General features: G+C 56.4%; 18 protein-coding genes. 10 read left to right on the top strand and 8 right to left on the bottom strand.

The window, feature by feature from the left end; all coding sequences use genetic code 11:
* The first annotated feature begins 8 nt into the window (after nucleotides 1-8).
* Nucleotides 9-1,280, top strand: coding sequence for a COG3904 family protein (locus F552_RS0111910; protein ID WP_018151974.1), 1,272 nt, complete (start codon nucleotides 9-11; stop codon nucleotides 1,278-1,280).
* 69 nt (nucleotides 1,281-1,349) lie between these two features.
* Here the strand turns inward: F552_RS0111910 and F552_RS0111905 are convergent, their stop codons facing one another.
* The 4 genes from F552_RS0111905 to grxC form a co-directional block, all read right to left on the bottom strand.
* On the bottom strand, nucleotides 1,350-2,357 hold the full coding sequence (locus tag F552_RS0111905) for an NAD(P)H-dependent glycerol-3-phosphate dehydrogenase (protein WP_018151973.1): 1,008 nt from the start codon (nucleotides 2,355-2,357) through the stop codon (nucleotides 1,350-1,352).
* Nucleotides 2,358-2,360: 3 nt separating this feature from the next.
* A complete protein-coding gene (locus F552_RS0111900) occupies nucleotides 2,361-2,762 on the bottom strand; it encodes an SH3 domain-containing protein (protein WP_373280221.1) in 402 nt (133 codons plus the stop codon).
* Between the two features lie 43 nt (nucleotides 2,763-2,805).
* Nucleotides 2,806-3,264 carry a protein-export chaperone SecB gene (secB, locus tag F552_RS0111895; RefSeq protein ID WP_018151971.1) on the bottom strand — a complete coding sequence of 153 codons (459 nt, stop codon included), beginning with the start codon at nucleotides 3,262-3,264 and terminating at the stop codon, nucleotides 2,806-2,808.
* Between the two features lie 123 nt (nucleotides 3,265-3,387).
* Nucleotides 3,388-3,642, bottom strand: a complete 255-nt coding sequence (grxC, locus tag F552_RS0111890) for a glutaredoxin 3 (protein WP_026182658.1) — start codon at nucleotides 3,640-3,642, stop codon at nucleotides 3,388-3,390.
* A gap of 262 nt (nucleotides 3,643-3,904) precedes the next feature.
* Between grxC and gpmI the strand changes: the two genes are divergently transcribed.
* The 5 genes from gpmI to F552_RS0111865 all read left to right on the top strand — a co-directional run bounded on the left by gpmI (nucleotide 3,905) and on the right by F552_RS0111865 (nucleotide 11,188).
* Nucleotides 3,905-5,449 (top strand): 2,3-bisphosphoglycerate-independent phosphoglycerate mutase, encoded by a 1,545-nt coding sequence (gene gpmI, locus F552_RS0111885; protein ID WP_018151968.1) that lies wholly within the window; start codon nucleotides 3,905-3,907, stop codon nucleotides 5,447-5,449.
* A gap of 221 nt (nucleotides 5,450-5,670) precedes the next feature.
* Nucleotides 5,671-7,035: a murein hydrolase activator EnvC family protein gene (locus F552_RS0111880; protein WP_033375518.1), complete on the top strand. Its 1,365-nt coding sequence runs from the start codon at nucleotides 5,671-5,673 to the stop codon at nucleotides 7,033-7,035.
* 124 nt (nucleotides 7,036-7,159) lie between these two features.
* Nucleotides 7,160-8,620, top strand: a complete 1,461-nt coding sequence (locus tag F552_RS0111875) for a S41 family peptidase (protein ID WP_018151966.1) — start codon at nucleotides 7,160-7,162, stop codon at nucleotides 8,618-8,620.
* Between the two features lie 191 nt (nucleotides 8,621-8,811).
* On the top strand, nucleotides 8,812-10,101 hold the full coding sequence (guaD, locus tag F552_RS0111870; protein ID WP_018151965.1) for a guanine deaminase: 1,290 nt from the start codon (nucleotides 8,812-8,814) through the stop codon (nucleotides 10,099-10,101).
* A gap of 250 nt (nucleotides 10,102-10,351) precedes the next feature.
* Nucleotides 10,352-11,188: a CsgG/HfaB family protein gene (locus F552_RS0111865; RefSeq protein ID WP_156802310.1), complete on the top strand. Its 837-nt coding sequence runs from the start codon at nucleotides 10,352-10,354 to the stop codon at nucleotides 11,186-11,188.
* An 88-nt stretch (nucleotides 11,189-11,276) separates the two neighbouring features.
* Here the strand turns inward: F552_RS0111865 and F552_RS0111860 are convergent, their stop codons facing one another.
* Nucleotides 11,277-12,158: an HD-GYP domain-containing protein gene (locus F552_RS0111860; RefSeq protein WP_018151963.1), complete on the bottom strand. Its 882-nt coding sequence runs from the start codon at nucleotides 12,156-12,158 to the stop codon at nucleotides 11,277-11,279.
* A 149-nt stretch (nucleotides 12,159-12,307) separates the two neighbouring features.
* On the opposite strand from F552_RS0111860, the gene ampD reads away from it, so the two are divergent.
* The 3 genes from ampD to F552_RS19260 all read left to right on the top strand — a co-directional run bounded on the left by ampD (nucleotide 12,308) and on the right by F552_RS19260 (nucleotide 15,917).
* Complete coding sequence (ampD, locus tag F552_RS0111855) at nucleotides 12,308-12,880, top strand: 1,6-anhydro-N-acetylmuramyl-L-alanine amidase AmpD (protein ID WP_018151962.1); 573 nt, start codon at nucleotides 12,308-12,310, stop codon at nucleotides 12,878-12,880.
* Nucleotides 12,877-13,683, top strand: coding sequence for a tRNA threonylcarbamoyladenosine dehydratase (locus tag F552_RS0111850; RefSeq protein WP_018151961.1), 807 nt, complete (start codon nucleotides 12,877-12,879; stop codon nucleotides 13,681-13,683). The genes ampD and F552_RS0111850 overlap by 4 nt, the downstream gene beginning before the upstream one ends.
* A gap of 212 nt (nucleotides 13,684-13,895) precedes the next feature.
* Nucleotides 13,896-15,917 (top strand): methyl-accepting chemotaxis protein, encoded by a 2,022-nt coding sequence (locus F552_RS19260; RefSeq protein WP_018151960.1) that lies wholly within the window; start codon nucleotides 13,896-13,898, stop codon nucleotides 15,915-15,917.
* Nucleotides 15,918-15,992: 75 nt separating this feature from the next.
* Here the strand turns inward: F552_RS19260 and tal are convergent, their stop codons facing one another.
* Both tal and F552_RS0111835 read right to left on the bottom strand, forming a co-directional pair.
* Entirely contained in the window at nucleotides 15,993-17,060 is a 1,068-nt protein-coding gene (tal, locus tag F552_RS0111840; protein ID WP_018151959.1) for a transaldolase, read from the bottom strand.
* Between the two features lie 201 nt (nucleotides 17,061-17,261).
* Nucleotides 17,262-18,092 (bottom strand): AraC family transcriptional regulator, encoded by an 831-nt coding sequence (locus tag F552_RS0111835; protein WP_245546686.1) that lies wholly within the window; start codon nucleotides 18,090-18,092, stop codon nucleotides 17,262-17,264.
* Nucleotides 18,093-18,178: 86 nt separating this feature from the next.
* On the opposite strand from F552_RS0111835, the gene F552_RS0111830 reads away from it, so the two are divergent.
* On the top strand, nucleotides 18,179-19,111 hold the full coding sequence (locus F552_RS0111830; protein ID WP_018151957.1) for a DMT family transporter: 933 nt from the start codon (nucleotides 18,179-18,181) through the stop codon (nucleotides 19,109-19,111).
* Between the two features lie 12 nt (nucleotides 19,112-19,123).
* On the opposite strand, the gene xylB is transcribed toward F552_RS0111830, so the two are convergent.
* Nucleotides 19,124-20,584: a xylulokinase gene (gene xylB / locus F552_RS0111825; protein ID WP_018151956.1), complete on the bottom strand. Its 1,461-nt coding sequence runs from the start codon at nucleotides 20,582-20,584 to the stop codon at nucleotides 19,124-19,126.
* Nucleotides 20,585-20,642 lie beyond the last annotated feature (58 nt).

Raw genomic sequence — 20,642 nt, 5'->3', positions numbered from 1 at the left:
TCTGTCGCATGGTGGCATTGGATAACCCGACCCGATCTATGCCTATCTCCTGCCGTACACTGTCTTTTCTGCTGCTCAGCCTGCTGACCGTCAGCTTCTCGCCGCACCTGCATGCAGAAGACGAAGAAGACATCAATCCCAGGTTTGTCAGGATCCAGCAGCAAACGGTGCCACTCACCATCATCAACACCGGTCCGGAAGAACTGAAAGTATCCGGCTCCATCGCGCCGGGCTCTGCAAGCCTGCTGGCTATCAAACTGGCGCAAAACCCGGGTATCCGGCGACTGCGCTTGCAGAGCGGTGGCGGGTTATTGTCAGAAGCCATGAAAATGGTCGACCTGGTTCGCCAATACAAACTCGATACGCTGGTCGACAGCAGCTGCAGCAGTGCCTGCACCATGATCTTTGCAGCGGGCGATGACCGCCTGCTCGTGAAAGGGGCCGAACTCGGATTTCATCATCCCCTAAGCGCAGATCTGAACCCGGACCCGGCCACCGACATTGCCACCCGTGCCCAAATGCATGCGGCGGGGATTCCAGACCGGATTCTCGACCAGACCTACCAGACCCCGTTTGATACCCTGTGGATACCTTCCGAGACCTTGCTAAGGCGTAGCGGCATGGTCACGTCATTGCTGAACCCGACAGACAAGCTCGCCCAACCCGCCCCCATCGTCTTTAACGAAGAAGTACAACGGCTGCTCGATAAAGACCCGATGGTCCAGATCATCCGGCAGACATTACCCAAGCTGTATGCGACACGGGTTGCGGCCATGCAAGAGATGAGCGCCACCCCGCAGAGTATCCGGCCGGTGTATCAGGAAATCGGCCGCCTGATCAACGATGGCATTGACCAGCTGATCCCGTATATGCCGGATAGTGACGTACTCGACTATGCGCAAATCCTGCTCAATATGGCCAAGGACCAGCAGCAAGTCATGGGCGGGTACTGCCCGATGTTTGGTATCTATGCGCCGGAAAAACGTTATAACGGCGATGACTACCCGCGCGAGAAATGGCTGAATCAGGCCGTCCGGCACCTGCAAACCAAACCGCAACTGGCAGGCGTGCGGGCAAGACTGCAACTGGACAGCATCATCGACCAGCTGGATGCCAAAGGCACCATCAGCAGGCGCAAGATGTTTGCCGGCAATGCGCCAGCCGATGCCCAAGAAGCGGCGTTGCGCTGCCAAAACATGCAAAGTCTTTATGAGCAGATCATGACCTATCAGGAACCGGAACGGCATACACTGGTTCGGGCCCTGATTTTGAACTACTAGGAGAAATTTGAGGGGCTTAGCCACCTGTGGCGAATGGTTAACGGCACCGGCATACGCCGGTGAGGCCATTTATTCGACGGCAGGTGCTCTGGCGAGCAGATCGGCAATCACATCCTGGGTTTTGGCTTCACCACGCAGCAATCGGCACACGGCAGCGGTAATCGGCATGGAAACACCAAGCGACTGCGCCAACCGGTCTGTTTCCAGCGCGGTCGGTACGCCTTCGGCCACATGGCCAAGCTGGGCCAGAATCTCGTCTAGCGGCTTGTCTTCGGCCAGCAGCATGCCAACACGCCGGTTACGCGACAAATCACCGGTACAGGTCAGTACCAGATCACCCAGACCGGCCAGACCCATCATGGTCTCCTGTCGGGCCCCCAGACGAATCGCCAGCCGGGTCAATTCCACCAGACCCCGGGTAATCAGAGCGGCCCGGGCGTTATAGCCCAGTGCCAGCCCGTCGGCCACGCCCGCGGCAATGGCCAGAATGTTTTTGACGGCGCCGCCTACCTCAACCCCCACCATGTCGTCCGTCGCATACAAGCGCAGACGCGGGCTATTGAGTTTTTGCACCCATTCGGTGGCCAGATTCAGGCTGGCACAGGCCAGTGTCACGGCGGTAGGTTGCCCCAGCGCCACTTCACGGGCAAAGCTCGGGCCAGAGATGGTACCGCACGGGATATCCCCCAATACCTCTTTGACCACTTGATGCGGCAACAGCCTGGTGTGGGCCTCAAACCCCTTGCAAGCCCAGAACACCGGGGTGTCCGCTTGCCGGCATGGCGCAATCGCTTGCAAGGTGCCGCGCAAGCCGGAAATAGGCGTCACGATCAGGATCAAATCCGCCCCGGATACCGCGTCGGCCAGCACGGAAGTAATCCGCAGGTCGGCAGGCAAAGGGGCTTCTGGCAAATAGCGGGTATTGCGCAGTTCGGTGCGCATGGCGCTTGCATGCGCCTCGTCACGCGACCATAAGGTCACCTGATGACCAGAACGGGCATAGGATATCGCCAAGGCAGTCCCCCAGGCTCCCGCCCCGAGCACTGCCATTTGAACCGCTTGCTGCTTCTGCATCATCAACTACATACCCCAAACATCAGTCACGCGAACCCAGCCACTCACACCCGATTTGTGCTGCACATGCACCCAGCCGGGTGCCGCAGCGGATGCCGGCAGCAACTGCAACCAGACATCCTTGTTTAGTTGGCCGGTAATGGATGCTGATGCATCCGGCTTGCCATACAAGGCGGTTTTATCTGCCACCACGACCACTGTGCGCCGGTCGGACCAATCCTTGGTCACGCCCCAGGCCAGCATGCCGTTGCGGTCTCTCAGCTTGAGCCAGTCGTTTTGGGTAATCACCACCTCGGCCGGATACCCGGCCGAAACCACAAAACGCTTTTTGGCGGATGATGCAGGCGCCTCGTACAACACCACGCCATTTTTGCTGGCAGAGCGGTATTCGACGGCAGATGCTTGCATGGCCACCAGCCCGCCAAGGCTGATGGCAATCAAAGTACGGAAATCAGGCATTACCCTGGGTTTCCATTTCTTGCATGCGCTGGGCAAACAAGGCTTCGAAGTTAACTGGTGACAGAATGACTGGCGGGAAGCCGGCACGGTTAACCACGTCAGAAATCACTTCGCGAACATACGGGAACAGGATGGTCGGGCAAGCAATGCCGATAATGGCAGGCATGTCTTCTTCATCCACGTTGCGGATCTGGAAAATACCGGCCTGGGAAGCTTCCGCCAGGAACACGGTCTTGTCACCGATCTTGTTGGTCACGGTCACGGTCAGGGTCACTTCAAAGAAACCATCACCAATCTGCTCGCCTTCGTTATGCAGTTGCATACCGATTTCATTGTCGCCGCTTTCCAGAAAAATCTGTGGTGCGTGTGGCACTTCCAGAGACAGGTCTTTGACATACAGTTTTTCGATATTGAATACCGGGTTGTTTTCTTCTGCTTGTTGTTCGCTCATTGCGTTCTCGACTTTATGGTCAAATTAATGAAGTTGATTCAGACTAAATAAAATTCTGGATGACGACCGGGCCACCCCTCATCCGCCTGCGCGCATGAAGTGGCCTCTTCTGCTCCGGATTGCCTATTTTAACAGAGGGTCCAACTGTCCGGCACGGTCTAATGCAGCAAGATCGTCAAATCCGCCGACATGTACCTCGCCGATATAGATTTGCGGCACGGTCCTGCGCTGGGTGCGCGTCATCATTTCTTCCCGGCGAGCCGGATCTGTATCCACACGTACTTCTTCAATGTCCGAAATGCCTTTGCTGGCCAGCAGACGCTTGGCCATGATGCAGTACGGACAAACCGCGGTGGTGTACATGGTAATGTGTGGCATGATGCTTAAACCTAATCAGACATGGGTGAACAAGATTGCGATCGAGTACGATACACGCTTTATCGCCCCGAGTTAAGGGGCGGCTTTTATCTCTGACCGTAATTGCGCCGGAAAGTTTATGCGCTACACCCTATCAGCCAGCCCCGGATTCCTTTAAAATTCAGCCTAACCCCCTGAAAAAACGCTTATTTCAATAAATTCATCAGCAGATCCGCCGGTTGCGCAGGGTCTGTCCTGACGTTGCATATTAAGGTTATATTCCATGAGCAAGATCACGCCCGTTGCCCTGTTGATTCTGGATGGCTTTGGCTATCGGGAAGAAGGCTCCGACAATGCCATTCTTCATGCCAAAAAACCGAACTGGGACCACCTGTGGGCCAGCAACCCGCACACCACCATCGATGCGTCCGAACATGCGGTCGGCCTGCCTAAAGGGCAGTTCGGCAACTCCGAAGTGGGGCACCTGAACATTGGTGCAGGCCGGATCGTGCGACAGGACATTACCCGCATTGATGTCGATATCGAAGCCGGTACGCTGGGGCAAAATCCGCTGATCGCCCGCGCGATCGAACTGGCTCGCAGTACCGGTCACGCCCTGCACATCATGGGGCTGGCGTCTGACGGTGGCGTGCACAGCCATGAGAACCATATTTTTGCCCTGATCGAAGCCGCAGCAACGGCCGGCGTAGAGCGGATTATCGTGCACGCCTTCCTGGATGGCCGCGACACCCCGCCGCGCAGTGCAGAAACCTATCTGGCACGACTGGAAGCCGTGTGCGCCAAGACCGGTGGCAAAGCCCGCATCGCCAGCATCGTCGGCCGCTACTTTGCCATGGACCGTGACAAGCGCTGGGAGCGTGTGGAACCCGCCTATGACCTGCTGACCCAGGGCATGGCCCCGTTTAGCGCCCGCTCTGCCGCAGAAGGTTTGGCTGCCGCGTATGCCCGTGGCGAAAACGATGAATTCGTTCAGGCTACCGCCATTCAGGATGCGGCTGGCCAGGTCAGCACCATGCGGGATGGCGACGTCCTGATTTTTGCCAATTTCCGCGCCGACCGCGCACGCCAGATTACCCAGGCACTGGACTGGGATCACTTTGACGGGTTTGCCCGCAAGGCACATCCCAAGTTGGCCCTGTATGCCTCCATGACCAGCTACGGGGAAGCCTACGCCAACCCGGCCGCCTACCCACCGGTCAAGCTGTCGAACACCATTGGTGAATATCTGGCCAGTAAAGGACTCAACCAGTTGCGGATTGCCGAAACCGAGAAGTATCCGCATGTAACCTACTTCTTCTCTGGCGGTGAAGAAACCCCGTTTGCCGGTGAAGACCGGGTACTGGTCCCGTCTCCCAAAGTGGCAACGTATGACTTGCAACCCGAGATGAGCGCCTTCGAAGTAACCACCAAAATCGAAGAAGCCATTGCCAGCGGTAAATATCACGCCATTTTTGTGAACTATGCCAATGGCGACATGGTTGGACACACCGGTAACTTTGATGCTGCGGTCAAAGCGGTCGAGACCTTGGATGCATGCGTGCAGCGCGTGGTAGACGCTATGCGCAAAGTCGGTGGCGAAGTGCTGATCACGGCGGATCACGGCAACTGCGAAGACATGTTTGATGAAGCCAGTAATCAGCAGCACACCCAGCACACCATGTACAAAGTACCACTTCTGTACATTGGCCGACCTGCCAAGACCCGCGAAGGCGGTGCGCTGCAAGATATCGCGCCAACCCTGCTCAGCATGATGGGGCTGGAAATTCCGTCTGAAATGACGGGCAAACCGCTGGTACAGTTTTCCTGACCGGCCTGATGCACCGTCTCATACCTTAAATAAGAGACATTAGAGTAGCAGTTGTTGAAGTAAACCTACGCAGACACAGACCGATGTCATATAATCCGGCTTGGTTTTGTGTCTGCCAACACATTGTCGTCATCACTGGATAATTCATGCTTGTACCCTCAAAAAGATGGCTTTTGCTTCGCCCTGCTGCATGGCAAGTTTTCAGTATCGTCTTTTTGGGCATGACCCAAGTCGTTTGTGCAGCCAGCAACAAGGCTGATACCGCATTACCGCAGGCCACCACCGGCCAGTTGAACAACTCCAAAGCCGAACTGAACGACCTGCAAAAGCAGATTCAGCAGATGCAACAGGCAGTAGCCAAGTCCGAACAGACCCGGAAAGATGCCAGCGATGCGCTGCAACAGTCCGAGTCCGCCATCAGTAACGCCAATCGTACGCTGGCCGACCTGGCCGACGAAAAGGACCAGCTGCAAGACCAGTTGCAGCAACTGGGACAACAGTCACAGCGGTTGCACAAAGCCATCGAATCCCAGAAAGCCGCGTTGGGCCACAAACTGAAAGCCCAGTACAAAAACGGTAATAGCGATTCGTTACGCTTGTTGCTGGGCAATACCGATCCGAATACGGCTACCCGCGATCTGGCCTACCTGAGATACATTGCCGCCGCACACCAGGCACAGGTAAATGCCTTGCAGCAAAACCTGTCATCGCTTAAAGAAACGGAAAGCGGCATTCAGGAGCGGCAGCAAAAACTGACGACGGTGGAACAGCAACGCCAGACAGAAAAGCAGCAACTGGAAACCGAAAAGGCCAATCGCGCTGCCACACTGGCAAAAGTCAGCACCCAGCTCAGCCAGCAGCGACAGCAAATCGACAAACTGAAACGCGATCAGGCCCGCTTGTCCGAGCTGGTCGACCAGCTGACAAAAATTATTGCCGAGCAGGAACGCCAGCGACAAATCCGGCTCAAAGCAGAAGCGGCGGCCAAAGCCAAAGCGGAAAAACTCGCCCGTGAACAGCAGCTCAAAGCCGAGAAACTGGCCAAACAGCACAAAAACACGGGCAAAGCTGGCAAAACCACCACCCCTGGTCTCACGGGTAACGACGCCACGGTGGAGCCACCCGTGGCACAGGTCGAGAAACCGGTGACCAAAGTGACTTTGCCTGCGGACAACACCATTGTGACCGGCAATGCCCAAGCGCTGAAAGGCAAGCTGATTGCACCGATCAGCGGTAGTCCTTCCAACCGGTTTGGCGCCCCCAGGGCAGATAGCGGCGTGGCCTGGCGAGGCTGGTTCTACCCCGCCAGCGAAGGGGCCGACATCCGTAGCGTGGCCGCCGGACAAGTGGTGTATGCAGACTGGCTACGAGGTTTTGGCAACATGATCATTGTGGATCACGGCGGCGGCCTGATGAGCATTTACGGTTCTGCGGAATCCGTGCTCAAGCACGTGGGGGACCGGGTGGATGCCGGGCAGACCATTGCCAAGGCGGGGAACTCCGGTGGCAGCGACAAGCAAGGCTTGTATTTTGAGCTACGATATAAAGGCAAAGCTTTTGACCCTGCAGGCTGGTTAAGGGGTTGAGATTGCGCCATACTGCACCATCTTTTTAAAAGTATCTGCCACCCCGGGCAACCGGGCTGGCAAGGCAAGACTGCCGCCTGACTGGTGGTCACGAAATGGCGAAATCGCCAAGGGATTAACGGGTATGCCCAAGCAAACCATGAAAAAACTCGGTCTGGTCACCGTTGGCGCCAGTATTGGCGTCATGATTAGCGTCAGCCTGCATCTGTATGCCGATAAAAACACCCCGGCGCCCGCAGCGAGCGGCGCGACCGCCACCGCTACGGCCGCAGGCAATACCCTGCCCGTCAATGAGCTGAATGAATTCGTGCAGGTCTTCGGGCGTATCAAACAGGATTATGTCGAGCCGGTTGAAGACAAAAAGCTGATCAAGGAAGCCATCAACGGCATGCTGACCGGTCTGGATCCGCACTCTTCGTATCTGGATGAAGAAGCCTTCAAGGAACTCAACGAAGAAACCAAAGGCGAGTTTGGCGGACTGGGTATGGAAGTCGGCATGGAAGACGGCATTGTCAAGGTCACCGCCCCGATTGATGACACACCGGCATACCGTGCAGGCATCAAGAGCGGTGATTACATTGTCAAACTGGACGACACACCAGTAAAAGGCATGACGCTGGAAGACGCCGTGAAAAAAATGCGCGGCAAGCCAGATACACCGATTACCCTGACCATTTTCCGCAAAACCGAATCCAAGCCGATTGTGGTCACCCTCAAGCGAGCCATCATCAAGGTAGCCAGCGTGAAATCCCGCATGCTGGAACCCGGCTATGGCTATGTGCGCCTGACCCAGTTCAAGGAGCGCAGCACGGAAGACGTGGCCAAGGCCATTGATACCCTCTACAAACAGAACAAGGCCCCGCTGAAAGGTCTGGTGCTGGATCTGCGCAATGACCCGGGCGGTTTGCTGACCAGTGCGGTGGGCGTATCATCGCTGTTCTTGCCGGAAAAATCGCTGGTGGTGTACACCGATGGCCGCTCTGAAGATTCCAAATCCAAGTTCTACGCCAGCCGCGAATACTATGACCCACGTGCTACGCTGGGCTCGACGGACCCGCTGAAACTGGCGCCTAAAGAGAGCAAAACCGTGCCGCTGGTTGTCCTGGTGAACGGTGGTACCGCTTCAGCCTCTGAAATTGTATCCGGCGCCCTGCAAGACCATAAACGGGCGATTGTTGTGGGCACGCAGACCTTTGGCAAAGGCTCGGTACAGACCGTGTTGCCACTGGGCCCGCAGTCTGCCATCAAGCTGACCACGGCGCGTTACTTCACGCCAAATGGCCGCTCAATTCAGGCACAAGGCATCAAGCCGGATGTCGAAGCTCAGGAAGCCACCATCAAGGCAGATGATACGCAGGATTCTCTGCGCATCCGGGAGGCGGATCTGGAGCACCATCTGGATAACCCGACCACCAACAGCCCGGCAACCAAGACAGCGCCTGCCAAACAGCCGCTGATCCCGCCGGTCCAGACCGACAAGCCGGATGACGCCAGCAAAACTGCGGATGCAGCCACCAAGGATGACTTCCAGCTGACCCAGGCGCTAAACGTGCTGAAAGTGCAGCAGATCCTGCTGAAACAATAAGTAACTGATATTGCCCTGCAAACGCCCCGTCACCCTGCGGGGCGTTTGTCATTCTGGGCAACCTGAAACGAGGATGCCCACCAGCGGGGAAAGCAGAATCACCCTTCCACAGCCCCTGAAAAAGACAGGTGACAAGCGCCAGACATCGCGCTAACCTGAGCATTCAATCATCTAAGTTATGGATACCGCACGTGCAGTCAGGCCAGCTTTTTAAAGCAGACATTCTTCACTTTCTGAAAGACCCGGGCTTGGAAGCAGACCCTTCCGCTTGGGAATATATTGCTGATGGCGCCTTGCTGGTGACAGATGGCAAGATTACCGATATCGGCACTGCTCATGACTTATGCCTGCGTTACCCTAATGCCCATGTGACCAACTACAGTGGCAAGCTGATCATGCCGGGCTTTGTGGATACCCATATCCACTACGCCCAGACCGATGTGATCGCCAGCTATGGCACCACCCTGCTGGACTGGCTGACCAAGCATACCTTCCCGGTCGAACGCCTGTTTTCTGACCCGGACCACGCCAGTACCGTGGCCGAGTTCTTTCTGGACGAACTGATCCGCAACGGGACAACCACGGCCTCTGTGTTCCCGACGGTGCACAAAAATTCGGTGGATGCCTTCTTTCATGCGGCCGGCAAGCGCAACATGCGCATGCTGTGCGGCAAAGTCATGATGGACCGCCACTGCCCGTCCTATCTGCAGGATAACGTCAAGCAGGCCGAAGAAGACAACCGTGCCCTGATCGAACAGTGGCATGGCAAACGGCGGTTGGGTTATTCGCTGACACCCCGTTTCGCGCCGACATCCAGCAAAGAACAGCTGGCCATGACGGGCCGACTGTTTGCCGAATATGACGGGTTATGGCTGCAAAGCCATTTGGCAGAAAATACCGACGAAATCCGCTGGGTGCAGGAGCTGTTCCCGGATTCGCGAAGTTATCTGGACGTGTATGACCATTATGGTTTGCTGGGCGAACGGACCATCTACGCTCACAGCGTGCACTTGGACCAGACTGACCGCCACCTGATGGGCGTGACTGGCACGTCGATTGCCTTCTGCCCGACGTCTAACCTGTTTTTGGGTAGTGGTTTCTTCAACCTGGAAAATGCAGCGTCTGCCAATATCCGCATTGGCATGGCCAGTGATGTCGGCGGCGGCACCAGCTTCTCCATGTTCCGTACCTTGTCAGCCGCCTACAAGGTCTTGCAGTTTGCGCACCAGACGCTCAACCCATGGCGCGGATTGTATCTGGCGACGCTGGGCGGCGCGCGCGCCCTGTATCTGGACGAACACATCGGCAACTTCGCCATTGGCAAAGAAGCCGATTTCAACGTGATTGATTTTGAAGCCACCCCGCTGCTGGCACGGCGCAGCGAACACACGCATGGGCTGGACGAAAGACTGTTTGCCCTGATGGTTCTGGCAGACGACCGAGCCATTGCGGCCACCTACATCATGGGCCGATTGCAATAAGCGGCTGTAGCACGCGTATCACCCTGCGCGGCCAAACGCACGCCCTTCCCTACCCTCCTCTTTCTTTTCCCTGATCAGTGACATACCGCACAGATCAGGGAGTCGCCATATCCCGCCACTGAGCCCTGGCGAATCGCCCCTACTTATCATGCGCAACACATCATCAAATAAGCAATTGGAATATTCCAATGTATTTTAAATTCACGTATCATGCCGACCTTTAATATTCAAATATCATAAAGAGGTAAGCATGCGAGTTACTCCGGCACAGATTCTCACACTCATCATTGGTACAAGTGCAGCCCTGCTCACAGGCTGTTCGTCAATGGACATGAAAATGGGAAGTGCCAGTGCAAAGACAGTCGCCACAGGAAGTGCGGCCGGCAGTGCCACCAGTGACGCAAATAGTGCACTGGAGAAATGCACTGCCCCGCTGGGTACGGTTTCATTGATCGAGAACGAGTCCTCCAGCTGGTACAGCATCATACGGGATGAATACAAGCTGCCACCAACCGCCAACTTGCTGCGGCTCATCATCCAGCAGTCCAATTGTTTTGTGGTGGTTGAGCGTGGCGCAGCAGGCCTGCGTGCCATGAGCAGAGAACGGCAATTGCAACAGTCAGGCGAACTGCGCAAAGGTAGTAATTTCGGTAAAGGGAAAGTCGTTTCGTCCGACTATGGACTATCACCTGAAATTGTCTTTAATGAGGGTAATGCAGCTGGTGCATCTGCGCTGTTCGGCGCATTGATTGGCGGGTCACAGGGCAATGCCGTTGCCAAACTGGGTGGCAGCATCAAAACCAGAGAAGCCAGCACATTGCTCACACTGATCGATAACCGTTCAAGCGTGCAGATTGCCTCTGCAGAAGGCAGTGCTTCCAAGAGTGACTTTGATCTGTTTGCTGGCCTGGCAGGGGCATCCGGCCGAGGATCCATCGGTGGATATTCCAACACCCCGCAAGGCAAAGTGATTGCGGCTGCCTTTATGGATGCCTTTAACCAGATGGTTCGCTCGCTACGAAACTACAAGGCACAAGAAGTCAAAGGCGGTCTGGGGAAAGGTGGCCAATTGAAAGTGGGAGCTTGAGACCCGATCCATTGCCCCTGCTATCCATGTACCATTTGGATATAAAAACAGCCACCCGGTACACACACGGCAGAATGGCTAATGCAAGCTACTGCCACAACCGGGTCAGCCAGCTACCTGAAGGCCGATTGACATTCAATACTTGCCTGGCCTCTTCGACCAGATCGGCAATCAGATCCTGATCGACCAATGGCCGTCTGGCAGCAGCGGCATTCTTGAAGCCGGTGGGCGATAACGAGAGTTGCCGCCCTTGGCGGCTAAGCCGGTATTCTGTGGTGCATGAGGGGCAATAGAGTGTCTGTCCGTCTTTGCGGGCACGCGGTACGGCGATGATCGGGCCGCAGGCCAGGCAGGCCTGCATCGGAATACCCGGCTCGCTATGTCCGACAATATGATCCAGTTTCCCTTGCTTGCCCAAGGCAATAAACCGCTGCCCCAAGGCCTCGTCAAACTGGCTGCCCAGGTTGTCTGAGATGATCGACAGTGCCCGCTCGATCGGCATGCCGGCGCGATACGGGCGGGAGCTGGTCATGGCATCAAACGCATCGGCAATTCCGACCATTTTGGCGACCAGCGGGATATCGTCTGCCGACAGACCGGCGGGGTAACCGCGTCCGTTCGGCATTTCATGGTGCTTGAGCACAGCATCGATAGCCAGTGCGGACAAAGGATGTTCACTCAGCAAGTCAGCACCGACCTGCGGATGGTTTTTGATGATGTCGTATTCTTCGTCCGTCAATTTGTCGCGCTTGTTCAGAATGGCATCCGGCACACCCACCTTGCCCAGATCATGTAAAAAACCGCCTAACGCCACCTTCTTGACCTCTGCAGCCGACAGGCCTGCATCCTGGGCCAGCAACATGCTAAAACGGGATACGCGCCACAAATGGCCGCCGGTGTAGGCATCCCGTGCTTCTACCATCATGGCCATGGTGTAGAGAGACTTCAGCAAATCGATGGCGGCATTCATGCGGTAGCGCTCCTTCGGGGGTTAGACCGGTTGATAATGGATGGATCATGCCGGATTAGTCGGATTGGGTCCACCCATCTTACAGCGGGCTTGGGTGCTGGCCACGGCAAAGCATTTATCATTGCGGGCTTTCCTGTCAAAATAGCGGGATGCATACCACTTTTGTTTTTGATTCTGCCGGCTGGTGCCAGCCGGCTACCCGGATAGCGTCACCCAATCAGGATGACCGGCCAGGCAATGAATTGCCCAGCCTGCTGGTCATTCATAACATCAGCTTGCCACCCAAGCAGTATGGCGGTCCGGGCGTGATTGAACTGTTTACCAACCAGCTGGATGCCAACGAACACCCCTACTATGCCGGCATCTGCCATTTGCGGGTATCGGCCCATTTCCTGATTCGCCGGACAGGCGAGCTGATCCAGTTTGTACCGGTGCTCAAACGGGCTTGGCATGCGGGCGTATCCCAATGGCAAGGCCGCGAGCGCTGCAATGATTTTTCGATCGGCATAGAGCTGGAAGGCACAGATGATGAGGTTTTCACGGCAGCGCAATACGCCGTGCTGCACGATCTGGCGACCGCCCTGCGCACCTTTCTGCCCAGCCTGACTGCTGTTACCGGCCACAGCGACATTGCTCCTGGACGCAAGACCGACCCTGGCCCCTGCTTTGACTGGACCCGGCTGGTTGGCCCGACACACCCATTTTCACAAGAACCTTCATGACCACACACGATTTACCGGCTGACGCAGAAGACAGCCACACCACCGAACGGCGTTTTGGCGGCATTGCACGCCTGTACGGCAATGCACAGGCGCAACGCTTCCAGCAGGCACATATTGTCGTGATTGGCGTGGGCGGTGTGGGCTCCTGGGTGGCCGAAGCGCTGGCCCGGACCGGTGTGGGCAGGCTCACGCTGATCGACCTGGACAATGTAGCGGTCTCCAACGTGAACCGGCAGGTGCATGCGCTGGAAGGCCAGTTCGGCAAAGCCAAGGTCACTGCCATGGCGGAGCGCATCCGTCTGATCAACCCGTTTTGCCAGGTACACGAGATCGAAGACTTTGTGGCACAGGACAATCTGGATACCCTGCTGTTGCAGCAGCCTTTCGGCCGGCCGGACGGCATTGTAGATGCGATTGACCAGGTCAGGACCAAGGCGGCCTTGATTCACTGGTGCCGCAAGCAGAAACTCCCGCTGGTTGTTGCAGGAGGTGCCGGTGGCAAGCTGGACCCGACCCTGCTCAAAGCGGCCGATCTGGCCCAGGTAATCCAGGACCCGTTATTGGCCAAAGTGCGCACCCTGTTACGCCGTGAGCATGGGTTTGCCAAAGGCGGAACCGGCAAGAAAATGGGGGTAACTTGCGTATTTTCGGAAGAACCATTGCAACAACCGGTGGCTGACAGCTGTGACATCGGCAGTATTGATCCATCTGCCGGATTGAACTGTGCGGGCTATGGGTCAACCATGGTGGTAACGGCAACGGCAGGCATGATGCTGGCTGCGCAGATACTGGCGCGCCTGTAATCAGGCATCATCTGCATCAGAAAAATTTATCAGCAATATCATGTATTTAGATAACGACATGCCGTGACATGTTCGCAATTTTGCCTTATGTCAAAGTCTGATTGATTATCTTTGCCCGGCGCCTTTTTTGGCCCAATCATAAGGGTAAATAACTACTATACTCGTACCTCCCACCATTATAAAAAGCCCGACGGGCCTCAGGAGATACCAGTATGTTCTTCTCTCGCAAGCAGACTGTCACAAACAAGTCTCCCTCTGAATCCCGTTTGGTGAAATCCAGAACCTTTGACATGAGCCAGCTGCGGACAGTGGACGAGGTCAAATCATGGCTGGGTACAGAAACACCGGCATTGGTCACTGGATTCGTCTCCCCCCATCTGGACTTTGAACAGGTTTGCAAACTGGTCAAATCTGCCTTGCCGACGGGTACAGAGTTGATGATGACCACCACGGCAGGCGAATTGTGCAATACCGGCAAGCAAGGCGATGCCTGCGGCCTGTATCAGCAAGCGGGTGACAAATGGGACTCCATCGTACTTGAGAGTTTTTCGGCCGCCTTATTCAGCAAAGTCAGCATTCACGCCGTATCGCTTGAGTGCCAGGATCTGAAGCAAGGGCAGGTCAAGCTGAACCCGAAAGAACGGGTAGCGGCGATTCGTCGCAATCTTGAGCAGATCAAGCCGTCGATGCCGCTTAACAGTCAGCGGACCTTTGCGCTCACCTGGGTGGACGGCTTGTCTGCTTCTGAATCTTTCCTGATGGAAGCGGTTTATCAAAGCGGCAAATTTCCTGTGCTGTTTATTGGCGGCTCTGCCGGCGGTAAACTGGACTTCAAAAATACCTGGCTTTTTGACGGGCAACGCATACTGGAAAACCATGCCTTGATCGGCTTTGTCGAAATGGCGCCCAGCTACCGCTACAGCGTGTTCAAATCGCAAAATTTTTCTCAGACACAAACCCGATTCAACATTGCCGAATCCGACCCGGCGTTGCGTTATGTTGCCTCCGTCATTGATGCCTCCACTGGCAGGCTGGTGTCTTTTATCGATAAGTTATGTGCCCATTTCTCCTGTAGCCCGAGTCAGTTAGACAGCAAACTTCAAGACCATACCTTTGCGGTCAATGTGGATGGTGAGCTTTATATCCGGTCTGTGGCTAAAATCGACCTGCACACGGACCGGGTTTATTTCTACGCGGACATTTCGTTCGGGGATGAGCTGATACTGGTCAAAGCCACAGACTTTGTATCACAAACCGAAACCGACTATCAGCGCTTTGCAGCGAACAAACCCAAGCCGGTTGGCGCCATATTCAATGACTGTATTCTGCGCCGGCTATTTAACAGCAGCCAGCTAAGCCGGGCACCAAACTTTGCAGACGTACCCGTTGCCGGATTTTCTACGTTTGGCGAACTTCTGGGTATCCACATTAACCAGACGCTCACTGCCCTGTTCTTTTATAAAGACAACCCGGCTCAGCCCTTTCAGGATGATTTTCTGGATAACTTCCCGGTGCTGTATGCCGCTTTCCGGGCATATTTTGACCAAGTGCGCCTAAACAGAAACCACCAGAGTCTGAGGCTGAAAAACCAGCTGATCGAACAGTTACTGCATTACAAGGAATACGGCGCAAGTATCATTGACACGCTGAATTCCGTGGGCGATGCATCCCTGCGCCTGAAGGATGATCTGGGGATCATTGAGAAAGACTTTGCCACTTTCTTGCATGGTGTTTCTGAAAGCATGCACTTGCGTGATGCTTTTGTTGGCGAAATTGCCAGACTGGAAGCAGATGCAGGCAGAATTGGCTCCATTCTGACCGTGATCGCCGGCATTGCAGACCAAACCAACCTGCTGGCGCTGAATGCCGCCATTGAGGCCGCGCGTGCGGGGGAACAAGGCCGCGGTTTTGCTGTCGTGGCTGATGAAGTTCGTAAACTGGCCACCAATACCAAGTCCAGTCTGGAAGATATCCGTGCCTCCACAGATGCGGTCCTGCAAGCGGTAGGCTTGGTCAGCCAGGGCTTGAAAGAATTGCATGCCAACCTGGAGAACAAGGCCAGCAGTAATCAGGATATGGAAAACCAGCTCAAAGATATTACAGCCCGCTCTCGCATGACCAGTGAAACCGTGGCTGAAGCAAGCCAGCGCTCCGGACAGGTTCTGGGCCAGTTGGCCACATTGGATGCAACGCTTTCCGAAATGCGCAAGATTGATCGCCTGTCGATGAGTTGATGGCTGCTTTCATCCATAAAAAAGCCGTTCGTGATACCACGAACGGCTTTTTGACTTATTGCTCAGGCAGAACGTTTAGGCAACCAGTGCGATCAGTTTTTCAAAGGCTTCGTCAAACTGTTTCAGCCCTTCTTGTTGCAATTGCTCGCCCAGCTGATTCAGGTCCAGCCCCAGTGCCGCCAGCTCAGTCAGTTGCTGTTGTGCAACATCCATCTGCTCGGTCAGGCTGGCACGGGCTTCACCGTGGTCGGCAAACGCAGCCATGGTGGCGTCCGGCACGGTATTCACGGTATCTGCGCCGATCAGTTCTTCCACATACATCACATCCCGATACGCCGGGTTTTTGGTACCGGTACTGGCCCACAGCGGGGTTTGCGGACGGCCGCCTTTTGCGCGCAAGGCTGCAAAGGCTTCGCCACCAAAGGTTTTCTGCCACGCGGCGTAGGCATCCTTGGCCGATGCGATGGCAATCTTGCCTTGCAGGTGCTGTCCGGCTGCTGGCAGGGATTTATCTACCAGAGAATCAACACGGCTGATGAAAATACTGGCCACGGAACGAATCTGGTCAATCGGCAGACCGGCGTCAGCGCGGCGTTGCAGCCCGCGGATATAGGCACCGAATACATCGTGCACGTGCTGTGGCGAGAACATCAGGGTAACGTTGATGTTGATACCGGCGGCAATGCTTTCCTCAATGGCGACGATACCGGCTTTGGTGGCCGGAATCTTGATCATCACGTTTGGCTTGCCGATTTCTGCCCACAGGCGTTTGGCTGCCGCGATGGTTCCTTCTGCATCGTTGGCCAGGGTCGGGGATACCTCAAAACTCACATACCCCTTGTCTGCCTTGCTGCTGGTATAGAGTGGCAACAACAGGTCGGCCGTGGCCCGGACATCTGGCAGCACCAGCTTTTCAAAGCGGCGTTCGGTATCGGGCTCGGATTGTTTCAGGCGGGCCAAGTCGTCCTGATAAGCGGCATCCTTGCTGATAGCATTGTAGAAAATGGCCGGGTTCGAGGTGACACCGGCGATGTTGTCTTCGCTAAGCCACTGTGCCAGCCGGCCGCTTTCGATTAAATGACGGGAAAGGTTATCCAGCCAGATTTGCTGGCCATATTGGGTAATAGCAGATAGGCGACTCATGATTGATCCTGACACTGACACATCCAGACAGCAAACCGGCAGGCAAAAGACCAAGGACCGGTCTGCATTCGTTTTTGGGGGGAAGCGGTTAATAACTTGCCTAAGTGTACCTACTAACGCGGGCTACTTTCCAGTACCTTCATGCAGATATTCCATGATATGTGCTAAAAACCCACCCTGGGAGTCTTTATCCCCCGGCAATCAGGCGAGGCTGTCGGCCCGTTTGCGGAATTCGTCCGGCGTGATGTCCATCAGCCGGCGGAACATGCTGATAAATGCCGAGGCGCTGTTATAGCCCAGGTCCAGCGCAATGGTTTCCACCGTTTGCCCGGCTTCCAGCAGCGGCATGGCCTTGATCACCGCCAGCCGTTGACGCCATTCGGAAAACGACATGCCCAGATCCCGCTGGCAGCGACGGATCAGGGTGCGTTCCGAGGTATTAGCTTCTCTGGCCAGTTCAGTCAGCGGGCGGTGATCTTCCGGATGCAGCTCCAGCCAGCGCAAGAGCTTGCCAAGCACAGGGTCTGTGGACATGGGCAGATAGCTGCCGGCGCAAGGCGCCTGACCCAGCAGGTCAACCATGACCTGCAACATGCGGGTATCTGCCGCTGTCCTCGGGACTACCGGCGGATGCTGGCGAAGATGGTCAAGCATGGCCCGCAAGAGCGGTCCGACGGTGAGGGCACAGGGTTTGGCCGGCAACAACTCGCAATGCGGGCGGGCAATGTAGACTGAACAATGGCAGGCTTCAGCCTGGTTCATGCCGATGTGCGTCTCGTCCGGTGGTAGCCAGACGCCGTATTGTGGCGGCACCAGAAAATGATGATCCGTCAGTTTGACTTCCATCACCCCGCTGTAAGAATACACAAACTCGCCCCATGCATGCTGATGCAGCGGGTACGTTGCCTCTGCCGGCATGCAGACCAGCCGGAACCAGATGGGCTCGGGCAACTGGTCGGTAAAGGGAGGAATGGCCAGATGTCTGGCGGAGTCCGGTGAGATGAATGGCATGGGTTGGCGAGTTTGCGGCATGAGATGTCACATACTCGCTATATACTGCAAATCAGTCAAGCGCATAATGCGACTGTCCCTTTATCCAACCTGAAGACCAGAAACATATGGATGTACGCAAACCTCTCGACCTACCTGCCATTCTGATCATGCTGCTGCTGTGCATGATCTGGGGTTTCCAGCAGATCACGCTCAAGGCCTCCGCCGCGGATATCACCCCCCTCCTGCAGATTGCACTCCGCTCCGGGATATCGGCCTTGCTGGTCATCGGGCTGATGATCTACCGGCACGAACCGCTGGGCTTCTTTAAAGACACCTGGCGGCCGGGATTGCTGGCGGGTGTCCTGTTTGCGCTGGAGTTTCTGCTGGTCGGCGAAGCGCTACGCTATTCATCGGCGTCGCACGTGATCGTATTTGTCTATACGGCACCGATCTTTGCGTCGCTGGGCATGCAATGGCTACTGCCGGCAGAGCGGCTAAAGCCTTTGCAGTGGGTTGGTATCCTGATTGCCTTCATCGGCATTGCAACGGCGTTTTTGCTGCGGGATACCCCTGTTACGCCGCAAGGTAACCATACCTTGCTGGGCGATTTCCTGGGATTGCTGGCGGGTGCCTCATGGGGAGCGACCACGGTGGCGGTTCGCTGCACCCGGCTGGCCAAAGCCCCTGCCACCCAAACCCTGCTCTACCAACTGCTGGTGGGTCTGGTGCTGCTGCTGGTAGCGGCGGCGTTGCTGGGGCAACTGCGGTTTAATCCCAGCCCGCTGGCCCTGGCCAGCCTGGCGTTTCAGTCGGTAGTGGTCTCTTTTGCCAGCTTTCTGACCTGGTTCTGGCTGCTGCGCAAATACCTGGCATCCCGGCTGGGCGTGTTTTCTTTCATGACCCCGCTGTTCGGGGTCATGTTTGGCGTGGCGTTATTGCATGAGCCACTGGAACACGGCTTTGTGATAGGCGCCTTGCTGGTATTGGCCGGGGTGATCCTGGTCAGTGGCTATGAATGGTTCTTGCAGTTGCTGGGCCGGGCTCCTGCCCGCCGCTAGTAGCCAACAGGCTTAAAACAGATCCGCCAGATGATCATAAAGACGCTGGAACCGCTGGTAGCGGGTCAGCAGTTGCGTCCGGGCATCGGCATCGGGGACAAACACCCCGGTGGTGGCCAGAGGCCGGCAAACCTGACTGACCACGCCGCCATCTGCCAGCCAGCCCAGCCGGGCGGCCCCCAGCGCACCACCCGCGGCACTGGCTTCTGTTACCACCATGCGAACATTGAGGGTATCGGCCAGTAACTGGGCCCAATAAGGGCTTCTGGCACCGCCACCGACCAGCATCAGTTCTGAGACGGGCTGTCCAGTTTCTTGCAAGGTGGCCAGTCCGTCTTTCAGGCCAAAACTCACCCCTTCGATGACGGCATACGCCAGATGCGCTGCGCCATGGTCATGGGTCAGCCCCATGAACACGCCTTGCGCATCCGGATTATTGTGCGGTGTACGCTCACCAGACAGGTAGGGCAAGAACAGCGGTGCCCGGGCCCGGTCCGTGGCGTCCAGCTGCTCGACGTCGGCCAGCAGCGTGGCTTCGTTGGCATAGCCGGTGAGCCGGGTTACCCAGCGCAGACAGCTGGCTGCCGACAACATGACCGACATCTGGTGCCAGCGCCCCGGCAAGGCATGGCAAAACGCGTGCATGGCCGAATCCGGATTGGGTCGGAACTGATCAGACGCGACAAAAATTACCCCGGACGTCCCCAACGAGACAAACCCCTGCCCCGGTTCCACGCCCCCCATGCCGACGGCACTGGCAGCGTTATCGCCGCCACCTCCGGCCACCACGACCTCGCCTATCATCCCCCAGCGGGCTTTCAGTCCGGCGGCCAGCATGCCGGATGGCTCACTGCCTTCGACCAGTTTGGGCATGTGTGCTTCCGTCAGGCCGCAAGCAGCCAGCATGACATCCGACCACGTCCGTCTGGCCACATCCAGCCACAGCGTGCCAGACGCATCCGAGCAATCGGACACCATCTCGCCCGTCAGTTGCAGACGGAGATAATCCTTGGGCAGCAACACTTTGCTGATTTGCCGGAAGATATCCGGTTCGTGTCGCTGCACCCATAGCAGCTTGGGTGCGGTGAAACCGGGCATGGCCATATTGCCGGTAATGTGCCGCAACTCGGGTACCTTGTCTTCCAGCAGGCGGCATTCTTCGCCGCAGCGGCCATCGTTCCACAAAATGGCCGGGCGCAGCACCTGGTGCCGGTGATCCAGCAGCACCGCGCCGTGCATCTGGCCAGACAGGCCGATGGCGCGCACCTGCTGCATGTCAGACGGATAGTCCCGCGCCAGGGCATCACAGGCTTGCAGCAAGGCCGCCCACCAGTCTTCCGGCTGCTGCTCGGACCATAACGGCTGTGGCCGGCTGATGGACAATGGCACGCCATGCGTCGCCACCAGCTGATGCGTTGCATCGAGCAAGACAACCTTGACTTCGGAGGTGCCGAGATCAATCCCGAGATACATGGTGCAATCCTTTTTCAGGGCAAACGTCCCCCTGCCACACGGTCAGCGGGGGGCGAAT

The sequence above is a fragment of the Leeia oryzae DSM 17879 genome (assembly GCF_000376945.1).
In the GTDB taxonomy this organism is placed as follows: Bacteria; Pseudomonadota; Gammaproteobacteria; order Burkholderiales; family Leeiaceae; genus Leeia; species Leeia oryzae.
The sequence above is the reverse complement of the archived record's forward strand: the minus strand, read 5'-3'. Positions and strand labels throughout refer to the sequence as shown.

Excerpts from the sequence above, each read along its gene's own strand:
- F552_RS0111910 (WP_018151974.1), top strand. The coding sequence starts at position 9 with ATGGTGGCATTGGATAACCCGACCCGATCTATGCCTATCTCCTGCCGT.
- F552_RS0111905 (WP_018151973.1), bottom strand. The coding sequence starts at position 2,357 with ATGATGCAGAAGCAGCAAGCGGTTCAAATGGCAGTGCTCGGGGCGGGA.
- F552_RS0111900 (WP_373280221.1), bottom strand. The coding sequence starts at position 2,762 with ATGCAAGCATCTGCCGTCGAATACCGCTCTGCCAGCAAAAATGGCGTG.
- secB (WP_018151971.1), bottom strand. The coding sequence starts at position 3,264 with ATGAGCGAACAACAAGCAGAAGAAAACAACCCGGTATTCAATATCGAA.
- grxC (WP_026182658.1), bottom strand. The coding sequence starts at position 3,642 with ATGCCACACATTACCATGTACACCACCGCGGTTTGTCCGTACTGCATC.
- gpmI (WP_018151968.1), top strand. The coding sequence starts at position 3,905 with ATGAGCAAGATCACGCCCGTTGCCCTGTTGATTCTGGATGGCTTTGGC.
- F552_RS0111880 (WP_033375518.1), top strand. The coding sequence starts at position 5,671 with ATGACCCAAGTCGTTTGTGCAGCCAGCAACAAGGCTGATACCGCATTA.
- F552_RS0111875 (WP_018151966.1), top strand. The coding sequence starts at position 7,160 with ATGCCCAAGCAAACCATGAAAAAACTCGGTCTGGTCACCGTTGGCGCC.
- F552_RS0111865 (WP_156802310.1), top strand. The coding sequence starts at position 10,352 with ATGCGAGTTACTCCGGCACAGATTCTCACACTCATCATTGGTACAAGT.
- F552_RS0111860 (WP_018151963.1), bottom strand. The coding sequence starts at position 12,158 with ATGAATGCCGCCATCGATTTGCTGAAGTCTCTCTACACCATGGCCATG.
- ampD (WP_018151962.1), top strand. The coding sequence starts at position 12,308 with ATGCATACCACTTTTGTTTTTGATTCTGCCGGCTGGTGCCAGCCGGCT.
- F552_RS0111850 (WP_018151961.1), top strand. The coding sequence starts at position 12,877 with ATGACCACACACGATTTACCGGCTGACGCAGAAGACAGCCACACCACC.
- F552_RS19260 (WP_018151960.1), top strand. The coding sequence starts at position 13,896 with ATGTTCTTCTCTCGCAAGCAGACTGTCACAAACAAGTCTCCCTCTGAA.
- tal (WP_018151959.1), bottom strand. The coding sequence starts at position 17,060 with ATGAGTCGCCTATCTGCTATTACCCAATATGGCCAGCAAATCTGGCTG.
- F552_RS0111835 (WP_245546686.1), bottom strand. The coding sequence starts at position 18,092 with ATGCCGCAAACTCGCCAACCCATGCCATTCATCTCACCGGACTCCGCC.
- F552_RS0111830 (WP_018151957.1), top strand. The coding sequence starts at position 18,179 with ATGGATGTACGCAAACCTCTCGACCTACCTGCCATTCTGATCATGCTG.
- xylB (WP_018151956.1), bottom strand. The coding sequence starts at position 20,584 with ATGTATCTCGGGATTGATCTCGGCACCTCCGAAGTCAAGGTTGTCTTG.